The following is a 16319-nucleotide window of genomic DNA, read 5'->3' as shown; positions in this document are numbered from 1 at the left end:
CGCCGTGTCGCCGACAGTGACTGTTACTGGAGTATGAATGAAGGACAAGGAACTGAGCCAACGCAAGAACGATCATCTGGATATCGTTCTGCACCCGGAGCGGGCTAAACAAACGATTCGCACCGGCTTTGAGCAGTGGCGTTTTGAGCACTGCGCCCTGCCGGAACTCGCGCTTGACGACATCGATCTCAGCACCCGCCTGTTTGGCCGCGTGATGAAAGCGCCGCTTCTGATTAGCTCCATGACCGGCGGCGCGCGGCGCGCGAGCGATATCAACCGTCACCTCGCCGAAGCCGCGCAGACGCTGGGGCTGGCGATGGGCGTCGGCTCACAGCGTGTGGCGCTGGAGAGCGAGGACAACTGGGGGCTGACGGGCGAACTGCGCCGGTACGCGCCGGATATCCCGCTGCTGGCGAATCTCGGTGCCGCGCAAATCGGCAGCATTCAGGGGCTGGATTACGCCCGGCGCGCCGTCGATATGGTGGAGGCGGACGCGCTCATTATTCATCTTAATCCGTTGCAGGAGGCGCTGCAGACCGGCGGCGATCGCGACTGGCGCGGCGTGCTGGCGTCAATTGAACGCGTCGTGAACGCCCTTCCCGTGCCGGTGGTGGTAAAGGAAGTCGGCGCTGGCCTCTCGGTGCCGGTGGCGCGCCAGCTTGCGGAGGCAGGCGTCACGATGCTGGATGTGGCAGGCGCAGGCGGCACCAGCTGGGCCGCCGTGGAAGGTGAACGCGCGGCGAGCGACCATGCCCGTAACGTGGCGATGGCCTTCACCAACTGGGGCATTCCCACCGCGCAGGCGCTGCGCCAGATACATCAGGCATTCCCGTCGATGCCGCTTATCGCCTCTGGCGGCATTCGCGACGGTATCGACGCCGCCAAAGCCCTGGCGATGGGCGCAAGTCTCGTCGGGCAGGCCGCGGCGGTGCTCGGCAGCGCGACCACCTCCACCAGCGCCGTGCTGGACCATTTCGCGGTCGTGATTGAACAGTTGCGGGTCGCCTGTTTTTGCACCGGCAGCGCCAGTATCAGCGCGCTGCGTGAGGCCCGGCTGGCGCGCGTCGGGGATGAGGAATGAGCCATTACGCCGTCATTACGCCCCCGCTTTACAGTCACGTTCATGCCATGCAGGCGCTCGCACAGGCGCTTATCGCGCGCGGGCATCGCATCACCTTTATTCAGCAGGCCGAGGCCCGCACGTTGCTGGACGATTCGAACATCGGTTTTTACCCGGTAGGCGAAGCGAGCCATCCGCCCGGCAGCCTCGCCCGCACCTTACGCCTGACCGCGCATCCGGGCGGCCCGGCCATCCTGAGCCTGATTGACGATCTGGCGCGCACCACCGATATGCTGTGCCGGGAGCTGCCCGACGCGCTGACGCGTCTTGGCGTGGACGGCCTGATTGTCGATCAGATGGAGCCCGCGGGCGGTATCGTCGCCGACGCGCTGGAGCTGCCGTTTGTCTCGGTCGCCTGCGCCCTGCCGGTTAACCGCGAGGCAGGGCTTCCGCTGCCGGTCATGCCGTTTCGCTATGCGCAGACGCCGCGCGCCCGCAAGATTTACCAGACCAGCCAGCAGATACACGACTGGCTGATGGGTCGCCAGAGTAAAGTGATTGCCCACCACGCGCAGCGCTTCGGGCTCTCGCCCCGTCGCGGGCTGCATGATTGTCTCTCGCCGCTGGCGCAAATCAGCCAGACGCTCAGCGCGCTCGATTTCCCGCGCCACGCACTGCCGCCCTGCTTTCATGCAGTCGGTCCGCTGCGTCCGCCGCAGCCGCCGGTAGCGGAACCGGTGCCAGACGCGACACGCCCGCGCGTGTTCGCCTCACTCGGCACGTTACAGGGGCATCGCTACGGGCTGTTTCGCACCATCGCCCGCGCCTGTCGCGACGCTGACGTCGAACTGCTGGTCGCGCATTGCGGCGGCCTGAATGACGCGCAGGCCAGCGCGCTGAAAGCCAGCGGGGCCACACAGGTCACGGGATTTACCGACCAGCCGCTGGCGCTCAGCCAGTCGGATGCCGTCATTACCCACGGCGGGCTTAACACGGTGATGGACGCTATCGCCAGCGCCACGCCGCTGTTAGTGGTGCCGCTGGCGTTCGATCAGCCCGGCGTGGCGGCGCGGGTGGAGCACTGCGGCATCGGGCAGCGCGTCTCGCGCTTCGCCGGGCGTCGCACCTTTGCCCGCAAGCTTAAAACGCTGCTTGGCGACGATCGCTGCCGCACGCGTCTCGTCGCGATGCAGCGCGCGCTGGCGCAGGCGGGCGGCGTCGTACGCGCGGCGCAGATCGCTGAACAGGCGCTGGATGAGCGCCGCCCTGTATTCGCGCAGGCTCCTTTATGAACACGCGGTGGGATCTGATTCTCGCTGGTGGCGGTCTGGCAAACGGGCTTATCGCCCTGCGCCTGCGCGCGCGACAGCCGGGGCTTAACGTGCTGTTGCTTGAGGCAAGCGACGCGCCCGGCGGCAATCACACCTGGTCATTTCACGGCGCGGATCTCACGGCCGAACAGCACGCCTGGCTCACACCGCTGGTGGCGCACCGCTGGGACAGCTACGAGGTGCGCTTTCCGGCGCTGACGCGCACGCTGGATGGCGGCTACTACAGCGTCACGTCTGAGCGTTTCGCTCACGTTTTGCAGGAAACCGCGGGTGAACGCCTCTGGCGCAACGCGCCGGTCGCGAGCCTGACGCCGCAGAGCGTGACGCTCACCGACGGGCGCACGCTGCACGCCCGCGCGGTGATTGACGGCCGCGGCTGGCAGGCGAGCCCACATCTCACCGCAGGCCAGCAGGCGTTCCTCGGCCAGCAGTGGCGGCTCGCCGCGCCCCACGGCCTGACGCGCCCTGTTCTGATGGACGCCACGGTAGCGCAACAGGGCGGCTACCGGTTTGTCTACACGCTGCCGATCACGCCCGATTCCTTACTGATAGAAGACACCCACTACATCGACAGCGCCACACTCGATCATGACCGCGCGCGGGAAAATATCGCCAGCTACGCGCGTTCGCAGGGCTGGCAGCTCGCGACGCTTGAGCGCGAGGAGCGCGGCAACCTGCCGATTACGCTTACCGGCGCGCCGCAGGCATTCTGGCGCGAAGCGCAGGGCGTGGCGCGCGCAGGCCTGCGCGCCGGGCTGTTTCACGCGACGACCGGCTATTCGCTGCCGCACGCGGCAACGCTTGCCGATCTTATCGCCGCGCAGCCGCCTGCGTCTTCAGCAGCGCTGTATGCGCTGACGGCAGATTACGCGCAGCGCCAGTGGCGGCGTCAGCGCTTTTTCCGGCTGCTGAACCGGATGCTGTTTCTGGCCGGAAAACCGGACCAACGCTGGCAGGTGATGCAGCGCTTTTATGGACTCAATGCGGGGCTTATCGCCCGGTTTTACGCCGGACGACTGACCCCAATGGATATGGCGCGACTGCTGACAGGCAAACCCCCGGTTCCGGTGGGCGAGGCCATGCAGGCCGTGCTAAAGCAAACTCCCCGGCTGCGAGCTTTTCATCATGACTAAAACTGTTGTTATCGGGTCCGGCTTTGGCGGCCTGGCTCTGGCTATCCGCTTACAGGCGGCGGGCGTTCCCACCTTACTGCTTGAACAGCGCGATAAACCCGGCGGGCGGGCGTATGTTTATGAAGATAAAGGGTTTACCTTTGACGCCGGCCCGACGGTGATTACCGATCCCTCAGCCATTGAGGAGCTGTTCACGCTGGCCGGTAAAAACATCGCCGATTATGTCGATCTTTTGCCCGTCACGCCGTTCTACCGCCTGTGCTGGGAGAACGGCCAGGTGTTTAATTACGATAACGATCAGGCGAGCCTTGAGGCGCAAATCGCCCGCTTCAACCCGCGCGATGTCGAGGGCTATCGCCAGTTCCTGGCGTATTCGCAGGCGGTGTTTAAAGAAGGCTATCTGAAGCTTGGCGCGGTGCCGTTCCTCTCGTTTCGCGATATGTTGCGCGCAGGCCCGCAGCTCGCGCGTCTTCAGGCGTGGCGCAGTGTGTATGGCATGGTGTCGAAATTTATCGAAGACGATCATCTGCGCCAGGCGTTCTCTTTTCATTCCCTGCTGGTGGGCGGCAACCCGTTTGCGACGTCATCAATCTATACGCTTATCCACGCGCTGGAGCGCCAGTGGGGCGTCTGGTTCGCCCGTGGCGGCACCGGCGCGCTGGTGCAGGGGCTGGTGAAGCTGTTTACCGATCTGGGCGGCGAGATTGAACTCAACGCCAAAGTGACGCGCCTCGATACTCAGGGCGACAAAATCAGCGGCGTGACGCTCGCCGACGGCCGACGCATTCCCGCGCGCGCCGTGGCGTCGAATGCTGATGTGGTACATACCTACAACAACTTGCTGGGCCATCACCCGCGCGGCGTCTCGCAGGCGGCCTCACTGCGCCGCAAGCGGATGAGCAACTCGCTGTTCGTGCTCTATTTCGGGCTCAATCACCACCACAGCCAGCTCGCACACCACACCGTCTGCTTCGGGCCGCGCTACAAAGGGCTGATTGAAGATATTTTTAAACGCGACTCGCTCGCGGACGACTTCTCGCTCTATCTGCACGCGCCGTGCGTCACCGATCCGTCGCTGGCTCCGCCGGGCTGCGGCAGCTATTACGTGCTCGCCCCGGTGCCGCACCTCGGCACCGCGAACCTGAACTGGGATGTCGAAGGGCCGCGTCTGCGCGACCGGATTTTTGAATATCTTGAGCAGCACTATATGCCGGGCCTTCGCGAACAACTGGTGACGCACCGTATGTTCACGCCGTTCGATTTCCGCGACCAGCTCGGCGCGTATCATGGCTCGGCGTTTTCGGTGGAGCCTATCCTCACCCAGAGCGCCTGGTTCCGCCCACATAACCGCGACAGCCGCATTGATAACCTCTATTTAGTCGGCGCGGGCACGCACCCCGGCGCGGGTATTCCGGGGGTTATCGGCTCGGCGAAGGCTACCGCCGGGCTGATGCTGGAGGGGCATGCATGAGTGACAAACCGCTGCTGACGCATGCCACAGAAACCATCGAGGCGGGCTCGAAAAGCTTTGCCACCGCCTCGAAACTGTTTGACGCAAAAACCCGACGCAGCGCGCTGATGCTCTACGCCTGGTGTCGCCACTGCGACGATGTGACTGACGGCCAGACGCTTGGTTTTCGCACGGCCGACGCGCCGACAGACACCCCGCAGGCGCGCATCGCCCTGCTGCGCGCGCTGACGCTTGAGGCTTACGCGGGCAAACCGATGCGCGAGCCAAATTTCGCAGCGTTTCAGGAGGTAGCGCTGGCACATCAGATCCCGCCTGCGCTGGCGCTCGATCATCTGGAAGGTTTCGCGATGGACGTGCGCGACGAGCGCTATCACACCTTTGATGACACGCTGCGCTACTGTTACCACGTGGCGGGCGTGGTGGGGCTGATGATGGCGCGCGTGATGGGCGTGCGCGATGAGGCCGTGCTGGATCGCGCCTGCGATCTGGGCCTGGCGTTTCAGCTCACGAATATTGCGCGGGATATTGTCGAAGACGCCGCCATCGGGCGCTGTTATCTCCCTGAGACGTGGCTTCAGGAGGAAGGGCTTCGCGCTGACACCTTAACAGACCGCGCGCACCGCCCGGCGCTGGCGCGTCTCGCCGCACGGCTGGTGGATGAAGCGGAGCCGTATTACGCCTCGGCGCGCGCCGGGCTTGCCGGTCTGCCGCTACGCAGCGCCTGGGCTATCGCCACCGCGCATGGGGTCTACCGGGAGATTGGCGTAAAGGTGAAGCGCGCGGGCGTTAACGCGTGGGAAACGCGTCAGGGCACCAGCAAGGCCGAGAAAGTGGCCCTGCTGGCGAAAGGCGCGGTTATGGCCGTGAGTTCTCGCGGCGCGTCGTCGTCGCCTCGCCCTTCGGCGCTCTGGCAGCGGCCGCGCGCGCAGGACGACCGTTACGCTCACGCAGCACCGCCTGCAGCTTAGCCACCGGTGGCGCGTAGAGAAAACCAAAGGAGACGCAGCCTTCGCGCCCGCGCACCGCGTGATGCAGCCGGTGCGCCAGATAGAGCCGCTTCAGATAACCCCGGCGCGGCACATAGCGAAACGGCCAGCGCTGGTGAACCAGCCCGTCATGCACGATAAAATAGAGCGCGCCGTAGAGCGTCATCCCCGCGCCAATCCACTGTAGCGGCCAGCGTCCGCCTGCCCCAAGCGCAATAAGCAAAATCGCCACGCCCGCAAACACCACCGCGTAGAGATCGTTGACTTCAAACCAGCCTTTGCGCGGCGAATGGTGGGAAAGATGCCAGCTCCATCCCCAGCCGTGCATCACATATTTGTGCGTCAGCGCCGCCACGATTTCCATCGCCGCGACCGTCAGCAATACAATCGCCACGTTATACAGCACAATCATAATTTCTCCTGGGCCCGCCTGAAGGGAACGTCCTGTTGCCGGGAAACGTAAGCGCGGTTCGCGCCGCAACCCAGAGAGTATAGCAACCCAGGCGTCAGTGTCGGGGGAGTCGCCCTGCCTCTGCGAATAAAAAAACCCCGGCAAGCCGGGGTTAATGTGTGTCTGAGCTGACGCTTAAAAATGTTCCCATTCGCCCTGAGCACCCGCCACCGCGAGCGCTTTCGGCGCAGGCGCCGCGACCGGCACGGCGGCGGGCTCAGCACGGCGAGGCGCGCTGGTGCCGACGTTAAATATCGCGACCATCTGCTCCAGCTCGCGCGCCTGCTCTTCGAGCGACGAGGCGGCCGCGGAGGACTCCTCCACCAGCGCGGCGTTCTGCTGGGTCGTGGTGTCCATTTCCGACATGGCCTGGCCAATCTGGGCGATGCCGCGGCTCTGCTCGGTACAGGCGCGGGCGATCTCATCCATAATTTCACGCACTTTGGCGACGGAGCCGACGATATCTTCCATCGCTTCACCAGCGCTCGCCACCAGCTGCGCGCCGTTTTCGACACGCTGGTTCGCCTCCGTAATCAGCGCGCCTATCTCTTTGGCGGCGGTGGCGCTGCGGCTTGCCAGGGTGCGAACTTCCCCCGCCACCACGGCGAACCCGCGGCCCTGTTCACCGGCGCGCGCGGCTTCCACGGCGGCGTTCAGCGCCAGGATGTTGGTCTGGAAGGCAATACCGTTGATGACACTGATAATGTCGGCGATTTTCCCGGAGCTCGCCTGGATGTTGCGCATCGTCTCGACCACTTCATTCACCACTTTCCCGCCGCGATCGGCGTTGGTGGAAGCCTGCGCGGCCAGCTGGCTCGCCTGCTGGGCGTTACCGGCGGTTTCTTTCACCGTGGAGGTCAGCTCTTCCATACTGGCCGCCGTCTGCACCACGGCGGCGGACTGCTCTTCGGTGCGCGATGAGAGATCGATATTCCCGGCGGCGATTTCCGACGAGGCGCGCGATACGTTATCGACGCCGTGACGCACACGGGTAATGATGCTTTTCAGGCTGTCGTTCATGGTGCCGACCGCCTGCATCAGCAGGCCCGGTTCATCGCGGCGCAGCGACGAGACGGTAACGGTTAAATCGCCCTGCGCGATGCGGTTCGCCACTGCTAATGTTTCACGCAGCGGGCGGGTGATATTGCGGGTAATGAACGCGGCGACAATCAGCCCGAACAGAACACCTGCCAGCGTGCCGCTGAGCATCAGCGTTTCAACATGGCTGATGGAATTGGCCATGCGCATTTTGCGAAACTCATGGAATTCGCTCACCGTTTCATTAAGTGCGGTCGCGGCGTTGCTGAGCGCGGTCGATTGTGTCTGCTGATCGCCTGAAGCCGACACAAACAGCGCGGCGCTGCTGTGCAGCATACGGGTCTGATCGGTTAATGCGGAGAGCCACGGCAGCGGCGTATCACGCGTACTGGCTCCCAGTTGCGCGGCGGTTGTGTCGATACTGCCCAGCAGCTCATTGAGTTTGTTCAGCGTCTCGCGGTCGCCATGAGTGATCAGCGCGTCAACGGCGCTCCGTATCTGCTGCGCTTTCGCGGCAAGACGGGCCGCCAGCATCGCCGCCTGCGGGCTGGCGGCCGCCTGCTCGCTATACGCCGATGCCTGATCGATAAACTGAGACGGCCACTGCTCATGCAGATCGGCGGCGAGCGTATTACGCTGGCGCAGCGTCTGAATATATTTGTCGCGCACGCCGAGATAAGTTTGCAGATTGGTTTGCATGGCCGCAAACCGGGCGCGCCCTTCGGTATCCATATTAAATTGCGACAGCGACGCGAGCTGCTCACCCACCTGACGCAGCGCACTGGCGTTCAGCTCGGCGTATTTTTCCTCGCCGGTCAGCTGGAAGATCGTGCGGTTAATACGCGCTTCGTTCAGGGCAGTCACGATACTGACGGTCAGCGTTTCCTTACGGGCATTCTCATCCACCTGACGAAAACCATAAATTCCGGCACCAGCAATCAGCAGCATAATGCACAGCACAATAATAAAACCCGACGTCAGTTTTTTGCCGACGCTCAGATTATTCACTTTCTCGCCAAACGACGTCACTAAAGCCATTGCATTCACCATCACGTTAAATGATAAAAATTGTTTAACTGTTTATCGTCAGTGAAAGAATGATCCTTTAGCGCACGCGTTATTTTAAAAGGTTCAAAAAAATTCAATAATTATCAGAAAAAGAAAATATATTGGGTAAAATAATCACAGGATATATGTTAAAAAAATATTATCACGCAGGTAATTAAGTGCAAAAGTAGAGACTTAAGCGCAATCTAACGTTCATTAAATAAACAATTATGCGTTTCTTTTTAACGTAAATTTTTGGGGCAGATTTGTTCTCCTTTTTTCACATGTTTTTAAGTTAATGATTATCAGAAGATTTTATTTTCAAATAAATTTTCAGGCTTTCGCCTCTCCATTAATCAGTGCTTAATTCGTGTTTATTACCACTTAATAATCAAGCTTATCTCCGGGGCGCGTATAAAATAACACAGTAGTTCACCCTGACTGAAAGTGATACGGGTATCACATTCCCCGTGCGATCACAGTAAAAATATATCATGTATTATTAATTCAGAAGACAACTTATTACCAACGCGAAACTATTTTACTTTTTACCATTATTACCCAGCGGGAAAGTGAATGCCGGTCGGAAAGAGAATAGGGTCGTGTGCCAGCGTCGAACGCCCATGCCACCTCTTCCCTCCTACCCGCCCCCCGTGACTGGCGTCACAGAACCCGCGCCGCTCAGGGCGCTGGCGAACCGCTCGCTGCGCTATATGACCGTTCGCCTCGCTATGTAACCGCTCGTTTAAGCCATTTCCAGGCCGCCTGCGCGTTTTGTCATCATTAAGCGTGTTTTAAATCTTTTGGTTATCCGCCGTCTGCGCCGCCAGGGATGTACGTCACAGCCGGTTTTATCTCTGTCTGACAAGCAGGTCTCCTATGGACAAAAAAACAGTAATGAAACATCTGCCCTGGGCGCTTCTTGGCGTCATCGGGGCCTTTTGTCTTGCCGTAGTGGCATTACGCCGCGGCGAGAGCGTCAGCGCCTTGTGGATTGTGGTGGCCTCGGTCTCCATCTACCTGGTGGCTTACCGCTACTACAGCTTGTATATCGCCAGCCGCGTGATGCAACTCGACCCAACGCGCGCGACGCCAGCAGTCATTAATAACGACGGGCTGAACTATGTGCCCACCAACCGCTACGTGCTGTTCGGCCACCATTTCGCCGCCATCGCAGGCGCGGGGCCGCTGGTGGGCCCGGTGCTGGCCGCACAGATGGGCTACCTGCCCGGTACGCTGTGGCTGCTCGCAGGCGTGGTGCTGGCGGGCGCGGTGCAGGATTTTATGGTGCTGTTTATCTCCTCGCGCCGGAACGGTGCCTCGCTTGGCGAGATGATCAAAGAGGAGATGGGCCCGGTGCCGGGCACCATCGCGCTGTTCGGCTGCTTCTTAATCATGATTATTATCCTCGCGGTGCTGGCGCTTATCGTGGTGAAAGCGCTGGCGGAGAGCCCGTGGGGCGTCTTTACCGTCTGCTCAACGGTGCCGATCGCGCTGTTTATGGGCATCTACATGCGCTTTATCCGTCCGGGGCGCGTGGGTGAAGTGTCGGTTATCGGCGTGGTGCTGCTGGTGGCGTCTATCTGGTTCGGCGGCGTGATCGCAGCCGACCCGTACTGGGGCCCGGCGCTGACCTTTAAAGACACCACGATCACTTACGCGCTGGTGGGCTACGCGTTTGTCTCCGCCCTGCTGCCGGTGTGGCTGATTCTGGCGCCGCGCGACTACCTGGCGACGTTTTTGAAAATCGGCGTGATTGTCGGTCTGGCCGTAGGCATTCTGATCCTCAATCCGGAACTGAAAATGCCTGCCGTGACGCAGTATATCGACGGCACCGGGCCGCTGTGGAAAGGCGCGCTGTTCCCGTTCCTGTTTATTACTATCGCCTGCGGCGCGGTCTCCGGCTTCCATGCGTTGATTGCCTCCGGCACCACGCCGAAGCTGCTGGCGAACGAAACCGACGCGCGCTTTATCGGCTATGGCGCAATGCTGATGGAATCCTTCGTCGCCGTAATGGCGCTGGTGGCGGCCTCTATCATCGAGCCGGGCCTCTATTTCGCGATGAACACCCCGCCCGCCGGGCTTGGCATCACGATGCCGAACCTGCATGAGCTGGGTACCGACAACGCGCCGCTGATTCTGGCGCAGCTCAAGGATGTTTCTGCCCACGCGGCGGCGACCGTGAGCGCCTGGGGTTTTGTGATAACGCCTGAGCAGATCATGCAGACCGCCAAAGATATCGGCGAACCGTCTGTACTGAACCGCGCGGGCGGCGCGCCGACGCTTGCCGTTGGTATCGCCCACGTGTTCCACAAAATCATCCCGGCGGCGAATATGGGCTTCTGGTATCACTTCGGCATTCTGTTCGAGGCGCTGTTTATCCTGACCGCGCTGGACGCCGGTACCCGTTCTGGCCGCTTTATGTTCCAGGATTTGGTAGGCAACTTCGTGCCATTCCTGAAGAAAACCGATTCGCTGGTAGCGGGCATCGTCGGGACGGCGGGCTGTGTGGGCCTGTGGGGTTATCTGCTCTATCAGGGCGTGGTGGACCCGCTCGGCGGCGTGAAGAGCCTGTGGCCGCTGTTCGGTATCTCTAACCAGATGCTGGCTGCCGTGGCGCTGGTGCTGGCGACCGTGGTTCTGGTGAAGATGAAGCGCACCCGTTATATCTGGGTGACCGTGGTGCCGGCGGTGTGGCTGCTTATCTGCACCACCTGGGCGCTCGGCATGAAGCTCTTTAGCGTGAATCCGCAGATGGAAGGCTTCTTCTATATGGCGAACGAGTACAAAACGCGTATCGCCGCAGGCGGCGCGGAGCTGACTGAGCAGCAGGTAGCCAACATGCACCATATCGTTATTAACAACTACACCAACGCGGGCCTGAGCATTCTGTTCCTGGTGGTGGTGTACAGCATCATTTTCTACGGTGTGCGTACCGCGATGAAGGCGCGTCGTTCCGCGCAGCCGTGCGCGAAAGAAACGCCGTATGTGCCGGTGCCGGAAGGCGGCGTGAAAACCTCGTCACACCATTAATGTGATGGCGGTAAACGGCGGGTGCGCGAGGCTTACCCGCCCTACATTTAACAGATTCTTTTTTTGTGTAGGGTGGGTAAGCGGAGCGCACCCACCATCGCACATACAGGTTTCATCCGTAGGGTGGGTAAGCGGAGCGCACCCACCGTTATACGTGCAGGTTTCATCCGTAGGGTGGGTAAGCGGAGCGCACCCACCTTGCATCGACACAATCGCAAGCCCCGGCCCGTACCGTCGGGCTTTTATGCCTGGGGAACACAATGTTTGGTAACTTAGGACAAGCGAAAAAATACCTGGGTCAGGCGGCGAAAATGCTGATTGGTATCCCGGATTATGACAACTACGTTGAGCATATGAAGACCAATCACCCGGATAAACCGTATATGACCTACGACGAATTCTTCCGCGAGCGCCAGGAAGCGCGTTACGGCGCAAGCGGCGAAGGCGGCATGCGCTGCTGCTGACACTTACCGGAGGTAAACATGCAACCCGTTGCGGTCACACTCTTAACCGGCTTTCTTGGTGCCGGAAAAACCACGCTGCTGCGTCATATTCTCGAAGCTAACCACGACTATAAAATCGCGGTCATTGAAAACGAATTTGGCGAAACGCCCATCGACAGCGAAATCCTCGGCAGCCGCGCCACGCAGATGAAAACGCTCAGCAACGGCTGCATCTGCTGTACCCGCTCGGAAGAGCTGGAATCGGCGCTGCTCGATTTGCTGGAACTGCTGGACGGCGGCGTTACCACATTCGATCGGGTGATTATCGAATGCACCGGCATGGCAGACCCCGGCCCCATTATCCAGACGTTCTTCTCCCACGAGACACTGTGCGAGCGCTACCTGCTGGATGGCGTGATTACGCTGGTGGACGCCGTACACGCCGGTCAGCAGATGGACCGCTACGCGCTGGCGCAGTCGCAAATCGGCTACGCCGATCGCATTCTGCTGACTAAAACCGATGTGGCGGGCGAAGACGAAGCGCTGCTGGCCCGTCTGCGCCGCATTAACGCCCGCGCGCCGGTGCATAAAGTAGTACATGGCGAGGTAGATCTGGGCCTGATTTTCGACACCCAGGGCTTTATGCTCGAAGAGCGCATCGTACAGCCTGCACCACGCTTTCACTTCGCGCCCCCCGCGCAGACCGATATCGCCTCTATTGTGGTGAATTTTGATTATCCGGTAGCGCTGGATGCGGTTTCCCGCGTGATGGAAGGACTGCTGCTGCAGTTCGCTGATAATCTGATGCGCTACAAAGGGATGCTCTATATTCAGGACGAGCCGCGCCGTTTGTTGTTCCAGGGCGTCCAGCGGCTTTACAGCGCCGACTGGGACCGCGAATGGGCGAGCGACGAAACGCCGCAAAGCACGCTGGTGTTTATCGGCGCGCACCTGCCGGAAGACGAGATCCGCGCCGCCTTTGCATCGCTTGCGCCGAAGGATTGAGCAGGCACTCAGCACACGAATAAAGGATTATTCGCCCTGTAGCTCATGGCGCGCCGCCTGCGCCAGAAAGTGACTGCGGTCGCGGTATCGCCCGTCGCTCGCTTTAACCCGGTTGTCGATGCGCTGGATAAGCGTATCCGGCAGCGTGATATTAATGCGCTGCTGACGCCCTTCCAGCCCGCTCAGATCCACCTCAATCACGAACCAGCTGTCATACGCGCGATAATCCGGGTGCGCGGCGTAGGTGAGATGCCCGGCATCCCTGATCGCCTCCGCGCGATATTTACCGCGACGGATCATCTCTTCAAGCACCAGCAAAATCGCCTCGCGAGCGGCAGGCGCAATACCCGCTTTGTCGTCGACTGCGGAATAACAGCCAAATTCCTCATTGCATAAAGCAGGCACCACGATGCCCCACGCCATATCAACGCTCGCGGGCGTTTCAACGCCTACAGAAAAAAACATGTTTGCCTCCGGCGAGTTATGGTTTAAGACCGGCCATTTTCAGGATGGCGTTTAGCGTTCCCGGCGGCAGATCCTTTTTCGGGTGCGGGACGGGAAACGTTTTGCCCGTGAGCGGCGACCACCATATTTGATGACTGCCGCCGTTATGCCTCACGCATTCACATCCTGCCGTCTGCAGCCGCCTGATAAGCTCGCTGGATCTCATCCGCCCTCCTGGCCCTCATAATATACACATGCATACACACGAAAACAAATGGCCTGTACAGGCCGATGACAAACACAAAGATCACTATGCGTGTTTATGAAAAGGCGTAAAGGAGGGAATCGTGACGCTGCGAGGCGTCTTCAGAAACGCCGCGTCGCCCAGGCAAAAGGAAGAAGAGTAATGACAGTTGAGTCCTGAATTACCACGGTTCGCCCGACTCCTCGCCCAGCCAGAAATCATCATCGGGCAGGTCGTCCGGCCAATACATATCATCATTACGGTAGAGCGCGAGTTGCGCGGGAGAAAAGCGCGGGCTTACGGGAGGCAAAATATCTTCAGTCACGTGTAATGGCGGCTCGCCGGGCAGCGGCCCTGCGGGCGGCATTTCGTCTTCACAATATTCCGGCGCAGCGTTAACACAGCGGTCTGCTGAGGCGCTAACGGGCACGCTCTCCGCCTGGTAATTTTGCACCCAGAGCACGGCGACGTTTAGCGTGATGATGGCGAGCAAAAAGAGAGAAATAAGGCTCCCTGCTGAAATATCCCGTTTCATCCGCATCCTCGCGTTTATCGTGTGAAGTCACTCGTAGAGCGTAGTGCGAAAAATTAAGACAAAGAGGAAGCGATTGTGATTCTGTGTAACGGGATGTATCTGGCGGAGTAAGGCGAAACGGTAAAAACGGGAGCCAGCACTCCCGTTACGATTATTTAAAGCTGCCCACCAGCGCCTGACGCTGCTCTTCAAGCTGGATGGTGCGGGTGCAAACTTCATGGCCGAACTGCTGGAAATCCGCTTCCTGGTTTTTCCATTCGTTCTGGATAGCCGTTTGCAGGCCGCCGAGGCTCCCCAGCACGCCTTCCAGCGGGTTGCCGCCGCCTTTCAGCACCGCTTTGGCGCCCATTTCGTTAATGCTGTCCTGCAGAATGCCGCCCATCGCCTGATTCACCAGCTGCTGACCGTCGGCGCGCACCTGATCGATGGCTTTATAGTGGAATGTCAGCCCGTCGTCACGATGCTCGATGATTCGGTTCATCTGCGTTTTCAGCTGCGCGTCGAGTTTGGTGAGACGCCCGCGCATGCTGCTGTTTTCACCCACCTCTTTGGCGATGATTTTATCCAGCGCGACGCGGCCTTTCTCCACGCGCGACAGCGCGCCCTGATCGACCCACGGCAGCGTGGCGCGCAACGCTTTCTGATAATCGAGCGCCTGCTGACGCTGGGCGGCGGAAAGCGTCATCGGCTTGCCGTTAAACTGCACCGCGCCGTCAGGGCCAATCACCAAATCGCCGTTTTCGCCCACCACCTGAACATGCTGGGGCTTGAGCACCACGTCGTCGCGCGGCGTGACGCTGCATTTGTATTCCGCCTGGGCCTGCATTGCTGTCACCAGCAACACGCCCAGCAGCGCTTTACGCATCATACTCGCTCCTGAAATGCTAACGGGCCGGCAGAGCCGACCCGTTGTTTAACTTAATCCCACCAGATGTCGACCAGTTCGCTCACCTGGACATCCGTCATGCCGCGCGCTTCCAGCCATTTGCGCACCACTTCGCGATCTTCATCGGTGCATTTGCCGATCTGCTGGCGGAACACCAGCCCTTCCCAGGCCTGGTTGCCGCTGCCGCCAAAGGCGAGGCCGTTTGGCTCGATAGCCTCGCTGATAAGCTCGTCCACCGTGGTGTTGATCTGCTCATCCGTGGCGCCCTGCGGGAAACGCCAGGTTACCGTAAAGCCCAGTTCCTGAAATTCGTCGATGTGCATCTTTTTACGCAGACGACGGCTACGGTTCTTCGCCATTATTTTACTCTCCCGAACATTAAGTCCCATACGCCGTGACCAAGACGATGGCCACGCTGTTCAAATTTGGTCACCGGGCGCGAGGCCGGGCGCGGTACATAATCCTGCGTCGGGGACAGGTTCTCATATCCTTCCACCGAAGACATTACTTCGAGCATATGTTCGGCATAAGGTTCCCAGTCGGTCGCCATATGGAAGACGCCGCCTGGCTGTAATTTGCGAAGCACCAGCTGCGCGAACGGCACCTGTACGATGCGGCGCTTATTATGGCGCGCTTTGTGCCACGGATCCGGGAAGAACAGCTGCACCATATGCAGCGAGCCGTCCGGGATCATTTTCTCCAGCACTTCCACCGCGTCATGACACATCACGCGCAGGTTTTCGACGCCCTCTTCATGCGCGGCGCTCAGGCACGCGCCCACGCCCGGCGAATGCACTTCAATGCCTAAAAAATTCTGCTGCGGATTGGTTTTCGCCATCTCCACCAGCGACGCGCCCATGCCGAAGCCGATTTCCAGCGTCACCGGCGCGTCGCGGCCAAACAGCGCGACGAGATCGAGCGGCTCTGCGCGATATTCAACGCCCATCACCGGCCAGTAGTGGTCCAGCGCGTGCTGCTGCCCTTTGGTCAGGCGCCCCTGGCGGCGGACGAAGCTGCGAATACGGCGCAGCGGGCGACCGTTTTCATCAAATTCCGGTGAAATGACGTCGTTATTCATGGCGATTAGTCTGTTTGAGTAGTGGTTCGGGAAACGGGCATTATCCAAAGATAGTTGCCCGATGCAAGCACAGGAAAGTTCCTGTTTACAGCCCACAGGGCCTGTGCTGGAATCACAGCCCCTGATTTCTTCAA

Annotated in this window: 16 protein-coding genes; 8 read left to right on the top strand and 8 right to left on the bottom strand. The window is 60.3% G+C overall.

Going from position 1 to position 16319, the window contains the following annotated elements:
• The first annotated feature begins 37 nt into the window (after nucleotides 1-37).
• Genes fni through crtB form a run of 5 tightly spaced genes read left to right on the top strand, consistent with a single transcriptional unit; the run spans nucleotide 38 to nucleotide 5963 of the window.
• Nucleotides 38-1081 carry a type 2 isopentenyl-diphosphate Delta-isomerase gene (gene fni / locus G9X48_RS14800; RefSeq protein WP_097641237.1) on the top strand — a complete coding sequence of 348 codons (1044 nt, stop codon included), beginning with the start codon at nucleotides 38-40 and terminating at the stop codon, nucleotides 1079-1081.
• Nucleotides 1078-2352 (top strand): glycosyltransferase, encoded by a 1275-nt coding sequence (locus G9X48_RS14795; protein ID WP_097641236.1) that lies wholly within the window; start codon nucleotides 1078-1080, stop codon nucleotides 2350-2352. The genes fni and G9X48_RS14795 overlap by 4 nt, the downstream gene beginning before the upstream one ends.
• Nucleotides 2349-3524, top strand: coding sequence for a lycopene beta-cyclase CrtY (crtY, locus tag G9X48_RS14790; protein ID WP_097641235.1), 1176 nt, complete (start codon nucleotides 2349-2351; stop codon nucleotides 3522-3524). The genes G9X48_RS14795 and crtY overlap by 4 nt, the downstream gene beginning before the upstream one ends.
• Entirely contained in the window at nucleotides 3517-4995 is a 1479-nt protein-coding gene (locus G9X48_RS14785; RefSeq protein WP_007870891.1) for a phytoene desaturase, read from the top strand. Before crtY ends, G9X48_RS14785 begins: the two co-directional genes overlap by 8 nt.
• Nucleotides 4992-5963: a 15-cis-phytoene synthase CrtB gene (gene crtB, locus G9X48_RS14780; RefSeq protein ID WP_097641234.1), complete on the top strand. Its 972-nt coding sequence runs from the start codon at nucleotides 4992-4994 to the stop codon at nucleotides 5961-5963. The genes G9X48_RS14785 and crtB overlap by 4 nt, the downstream gene beginning before the upstream one ends.
• On the opposite strand, the gene G9X48_RS14775 is transcribed toward crtB, so the two are convergent.
• Nucleotides 5851-6393 (bottom strand): sterol desaturase family protein, encoded by a 543-nt coding sequence (locus G9X48_RS14775; RefSeq protein ID WP_097641233.1) that lies wholly within the window; start codon nucleotides 6391-6393, stop codon nucleotides 5851-5853. The genes crtB and G9X48_RS14775 overlap by 113 nt on opposite strands.
• Nucleotides 6394-6567: 174 nt before the next feature.
• Nucleotides 6568-8508 carry a methyl-accepting chemotaxis protein gene (locus G9X48_RS21615; RefSeq protein ID WP_279537497.1) on the bottom strand — a complete coding sequence of 647 codons (1941 nt, stop codon included), beginning with the start codon at nucleotides 8506-8508 and terminating at the stop codon, nucleotides 6568-6570.
• An 888-nt stretch (nucleotides 8509-9396) separates the two neighbouring features.
• Here G9X48_RS21615 and G9X48_RS14765 point away from each other — a divergent pair.
• From G9X48_RS14765 to yjiA, 3 genes are all read left to right on the top strand, one after another.
• The gene (locus G9X48_RS14765) at nucleotides 9397-11550 is read left to right on the top strand and encodes a carbon starvation CstA family protein (protein ID WP_097641232.1); all 2154 of its coding nucleotides are present in this window, start codon (nucleotides 9397-9399) and stop codon (nucleotides 11548-11550) included.
• A gap of 260 nt (nucleotides 11551-11810) precedes the next feature.
• The gene (locus G9X48_RS14760) at nucleotides 11811-12014 is read left to right on the top strand and encodes a YbdD/YjiX family protein (protein WP_007796381.1); all 204 of its coding nucleotides are present in this window, start codon (nucleotides 11811-11813) and stop codon (nucleotides 12012-12014) included.
• 18 nt (nucleotides 12015-12032) lie between these two features.
• A complete protein-coding gene (yjiA, locus tag G9X48_RS14755; RefSeq protein ID WP_097641231.1) occupies nucleotides 12033-12998 on the top strand; it encodes a GTPase in 966 nt (321 codons plus the stop codon).
• Nucleotides 12999-13025: 27 nt separating this feature from the next.
• Here yjiA and G9X48_RS14750 read toward each other — a convergent pair whose 3' ends face one another.
• The 6 genes from G9X48_RS14750 to trmB all read right to left on the bottom strand — a co-directional run bounded on the left by G9X48_RS14750 (nucleotide 13026) and on the right by trmB (nucleotide 16185).
• Nucleotides 13026-13463, bottom strand: coding sequence for a type II toxin-antitoxin system HicB family antitoxin (locus G9X48_RS14750; protein WP_097641230.1), 438 nt, complete (start codon nucleotides 13461-13463; stop codon nucleotides 13026-13028).
• A gap of 16 nt (nucleotides 13464-13479) precedes the next feature.
• The gene (locus G9X48_RS14745; RefSeq protein WP_007764109.1) at nucleotides 13480-13668 is read right to left on the bottom strand and encodes a type II toxin-antitoxin system HicA family toxin; all 189 of its coding nucleotides are present in this window, start codon (nucleotides 13666-13668) and stop codon (nucleotides 13480-13482) included.
• Between the two features lie 199 nt (nucleotides 13669-13867).
• On the bottom strand, nucleotides 13868-14221 hold the full coding sequence (locus G9X48_RS14740; RefSeq protein ID WP_097641229.1) for a hypothetical protein: 354 nt from the start codon (nucleotides 14219-14221) through the stop codon (nucleotides 13868-13870).
• A 151-nt stretch (nucleotides 14222-14372) separates the two neighbouring features.
• Nucleotides 14373-15089 carry a DUF2884 domain-containing protein gene (locus tag G9X48_RS14735; protein WP_007870927.1) on the bottom strand — a complete coding sequence of 239 codons (717 nt, stop codon included), beginning with the start codon at nucleotides 15087-15089 and terminating at the stop codon, nucleotides 14373-14375.
• 50 nt (nucleotides 15090-15139) lie between these two features.
• Nucleotides 15140-15466 (bottom strand): YggL family protein, encoded by a 327-nt coding sequence (locus tag G9X48_RS14730; RefSeq protein WP_004388233.1) that lies wholly within the window; start codon nucleotides 15464-15466, stop codon nucleotides 15140-15142.
• Nucleotides 15466-16185 carry a tRNA (guanosine(46)-N7)-methyltransferase TrmB gene (trmB, locus tag G9X48_RS14725; RefSeq protein ID WP_063265260.1) on the bottom strand — a complete coding sequence of 240 codons (720 nt, stop codon included), beginning with the start codon at nucleotides 16183-16185 and terminating at the stop codon, nucleotides 15466-15468. Before trmB ends, G9X48_RS14730 begins: the two co-directional genes overlap by 1 nt.
• Between the last annotated feature and the right edge of the window lie 134 nt (nucleotides 16186-16319).

Origin of the sequence: Cronobacter sp. HA18006 (assembly GCF_011605445.1) — a bacterium.
Taxonomy (GTDB): Bacteria; Pseudomonadota; Gammaproteobacteria; order Enterobacterales; family Enterobacteriaceae; genus Cronobacter; species Cronobacter sakazakii.
Note: the sequence above shows the minus strand (reverse complement) of the source record. Positions and strands in the feature narration are given on the sequence as shown.